Here is a 3,487-nt window from a genome sequence, read left to right on the forward strand (position 1 = left end):
GCAGAGCTTAAGGATCTCGCCCCCCAGTTTCTCCACCTGCTCCAGGGATCCCGGCACCGACTCGTCGTAGAGGATCAAGGGGTGCAGATTGCCGTCGCCAGCGTGAAACACATTGGCCACCGGATAACCGTACTCACGGCTGAGGCGCTCGATTTCCTTCAAGACAAAGGCTAGCTGGCTGCGGGGGATCACCCCATCCTGAACATAGTAGTTGGGGCTGAGCTTGCCCATGGCGGCAAATGCTGCCTTACGTCCTTTCCACACCCGCGCCCGCTCTTCCGGGTCGGATGCGACTTGCACCTGTCGCGCCCCATTTTTGAAGCACAGCGCCCTCACCTGTTGGCTGGCTTCTTCCACCTCCAGTTCCAGCCCATCCACCTCCACCAACAAAATGGCCGCCGCATCCCGCGGATAGTAGCCCAACTGCACCACATCCTCCACGGCATTGATGCTGAAGTTGTCCATAATCTCCAGGCCGGCGGGGATGATCCCGGCAGCAATGATGTCGGAGACGGTGGATCCCGCCGCTTCCACACTGTCAAAGTCTGCCAGCAAAACCTGCACTTGAGCCGGGGCCTTGACCAAGCGCAGGGTAATCTCGGTGGCAATGCCCAGAGTGCCCTCGGATCCCACAAACAGCCCCACCCAGTCGTAGCCGGGCATCTCCGGGATCTTGCCTCCCCAGCACACCACCTCCCCATCCGGCAGCACCACCGTCAGGCCGAGAATGTGATTGGCTGTTACGCCGTACTTGAGGCAGTGGACACCGCCGGAGTTCTCCGCCACATTACCTCCGATGGAGCAAACCGACTGGCTAGAGGGATCCGGCGCATAAAAGTAGCCTTGGGCGGCAACGGCCTGGGTAATCCAAGTGTTGATGACCCCCGGCTGTACCACCATGCAGCGGTTGTCCAGGTCGATTTCCAGGATTTGCTTCATCAGGGTGGTGGCAATGACGACGCTATTTTCCACCGGCAGGGCTCCCCCTGAGAGGCCCGTACCGGATCCCCGCGCCACGAAGGGCACCTGGTAGCGGCTGCACAGCTTCACCACCTGCGCTACCTCTTCTGTTGTGCGGGGCAGCACCACCAGCGCCGGCCTTTGCCGGTAGCTGACCAGCCCATCGCATTCGTAAACCAGCAGCTCCTCCGGCTTGCTGATCACCCGCTGGGGATCCAGAATCTTTTTGAGCTCAGCCGTCAGCCTGATCCAGTCGAAGGTGAGGCCGGTCTGTAGAGGATGAGCAGAAGCGTTCGCGCTAGCGGTGCGGAGCACTTTCATGACAGTGGGCCCAGCAGGAGCTTTAGGAGGGATATTGTCACTATAGTCTTGCTGGTAACCGAGCCAGCCAACAGATAGCCCATGCAGCCCAACTCCTGCAGCGCCGAACAAATCCTCAACCAAGTGCGGCAGCTCTACGAGCTCTACCCTTTCCCCCCGCAGCCCGTCAGCACTGTTCCCCCGCCAGGGTGGAATTGGCGCTGGAGTTGGCCCCAGGCCCATGCCTTTTGTACGGGATCCCATCCGGGTCGGCGCAAGGTGCGCATTCTGGATGCGGGCTGTGGCTCGGGAGTGGGAACAGAATACATTGCCCACCAAAACCCCAACGCAGAAATTTGGGCCTTTGATCTGAGCAGCCGCGCCCTGGAGATTGCCGAGGCCCGTTGTCGGGCTTCCCAGGCACCGCCGGTGCAGTTTCGCCAGCTCAACGTCTACGACATCGACCAGCTGCCGGGGCAGTTTGACTTCATCAACTGCGTGGGCGTGCTCCACCACCTGCCCGATCCGCTAGCGGGGCTGCAGGCTTTGGCCGGCAAATTGGCTCCCGGCGGGCTCTTGCACCTGTTTGTGTATGGTGAGCTGGGCCGCCACGAAATCCGCCTCATGCAAAAGGCCATCCGCCTGCTAGTAACGGGTTCTGAACACCAGACCCTTGCCTCGGCGGAGCAATTGCAGAGGGGTCTCCAGGTGGGCCGCCGCCTTTTCGAGATCTTGCCGGAAACCAACCGCATCCAGCAGCAAGAACGGGCCCGCTGGGCCATCGAGAACGTGGACGACGAATGCTTCGCCGATATGTACCTGCACCCCCAGGAAGTGGACTACACCATCGAGACTCTGTTTGAATTAATCCGGGCTTCCGGACTGCAGTTTCTGCGCTTTTCCAACCCGGAGTTTTGGCGGCTGGAACGGGTGTTGGGCCAGGACGAGGCCCTGCTGGCTCAGGCGGCTCAGCTGCCGGAACCGGAACGCTATCGCCTGATCGAGCTGCTGGATCCGGTGGTAGCCCACTACGAGCTGTTTCTCGGCAAGCCCCCCATCCGCTGCTGGGAATGGACAAGCCCGGAAAGTGTAGCATCAGCCATTGCCCACCTCAGCCCCTGTCTGGGCCTGTGGCCGGGGCGGAGCATTTTCAACTATGCTTACGAAGCCATCTCCCTGAGCGAAGAAGCCTTCGCCTTTCTCCAACAGGTGGACGGGATCCGCACCGTCCAAGAGATCCAGGCTGGCCTAGAGTGCCCCCTGAGCTTTGAGCAACTGCAACGCTTGCTGCGCTGGCAAGTGCTGCTGCTGGAGCCTCAAAACTCAGTCTCCTGAGAGTTTCTCGACCCCTTTCCCTTGCCTCAGCGGGACGAACCTTGGCATTTGCCCTCTTGTTCTTCTATGGCTTATCCTAGAAAGCTGTGACCTTTAGCTCTGGCCCCGCGTATTCTGGGGTTGTCATCATGCCCAAAATCAAAACCCGCAAGGCAGCAGCCAAGCGCTTCCGCCTGACCGGCAGCGGCAAGTTTATGCGTCGCAGGGCCGGGCACAACCACTTGCTGGAGCACAAAACCAGCAAGCGCAAACGCAAATTGGCCGGTGTGGCCCTGGTGGACAAGCGGGATGTGGTCAATGTGCGCCTGATGTTGCCCAACACCCACTAGCCGGGATCCCGCTCGCGCCGGCAAGAAGATTTCAGGGGCTGGCATTGGCGACAGCAGTTCCGATCCCGTTAGCAGGACGGAGTGCTTCTACCCTTCAGTTTGAGTTTGTTCAAGTTCCTATTGAGTTACTGCCATGAGAGTCAAACGGGGCAATGTCGCCCGCAAGCGCCGCAAAAAGATCCTCAAGCTGGCCAAAGGCTTTCGGGGAGCTGGTTCAAAGCTGTTCCGCACCGCCAACCAGCAGGTGATGAAGGCTTTGCGCAGCGCCTACCGGGATCGCCGCCGCAAGAAGCGGGATTTTCGTCGCCTATGGATTACCCGCATCAACGCGGCCACCCGTGCCCAGGGCCTGCGTTACCACGAGTTCATCGATGGTCTCAAAAAAGCCAATATCCAGCTCAACCGCAAAATGTTGGCCCGCTTGGCTTTCCTGGATCCAGAGGCCTTTACCCAGGTGGTGGAGGCAGCGCGCCAGTCTCGCGCCTCCTGAGGAGCATGCCTCTAACCCCCAAAACCCTGAACTTTGCTGAATTTACTAAGCTTTAGGCGGTTTGGCAAAAGTC

4 protein-coding genes are annotated in these 3,487 nt (G+C 59.9%); 3 read left to right on the plus strand and 1 reads right to left on the minus strand.

Annotation, left to right across the window (positions count from 1 at the left end; genetic code table 11):
• The coding region (locus tag NW837_RS15520) for an FAD-linked oxidase C-terminal domain-containing protein (protein WP_414332574.1) at window positions 1-1,281 on the minus strand (1,281 nt) is incomplete at its 3' end.
• 81 nt (window positions 1,282-1,362) lie between these two features.
• Between NW837_RS15520 and NW837_RS15525 the strand changes: the two genes are divergently transcribed.
• From NW837_RS15525 to rplT, 3 genes are all read left to right on the plus strand, one after another.
• A complete protein-coding gene (locus tag NW837_RS15525; protein ID WP_414332576.1) occupies window positions 1,363-2,595 on the plus strand; it encodes a class I SAM-dependent methyltransferase in 1,233 nt (410 codons plus the stop codon).
• Between the two features lie 128 nt (window positions 2,596-2,723).
• Window positions 2,724-2,924, plus strand: a complete 201-nt coding sequence (gene rpmI / locus NW837_RS15530) for a 50S ribosomal protein L35 (RefSeq protein ID WP_011434387.1) — start codon at window positions 2,724-2,726, stop codon at window positions 2,922-2,924.
• A gap of 133 nt (window positions 2,925-3,057) precedes the next feature.
• Window positions 3,058-3,414: a 50S ribosomal protein L20 gene (rplT, locus tag NW837_RS15535; RefSeq protein WP_011434388.1), complete on the plus strand. Its 357-nt coding sequence runs from the start codon at window positions 3,058-3,060 to the stop codon at window positions 3,412-3,414.
• The last annotated feature ends 73 nt before the right edge of the window (window positions 3,415-3,487 follow it).

The organism is Synechococcus sp. R6-10 (genome assembly GCF_047461815.1).
In the GTDB taxonomy this organism is placed as follows: Bacteria; Cyanobacteriota; Cyanobacteriia; order Thermostichales; family Thermostichaceae; genus Thermostichus.

What these genes read in the sequence shown, in the direction of transcription:
- NW837_RS15525 (WP_414332576.1), top strand. Translation starts at nt 1,363, where the DNA reads ATGCAGCCCAACTCCTGCAGCGCCGAACAAATCCTCAACCAAGTGCGG.
- rpmI (WP_011434387.1), top strand. Translation starts at nt 2,724, where the DNA reads ATGCCCAAAATCAAAACCCGCAAGGCAGCAGCCAAGCGCTTCCGCCTG.
- rplT (WP_011434388.1), top strand. Translation starts at nt 3,058, where the DNA reads ATGAGAGTCAAACGGGGCAATGTCGCCCGCAAGCGCCGCAAAAAGATC.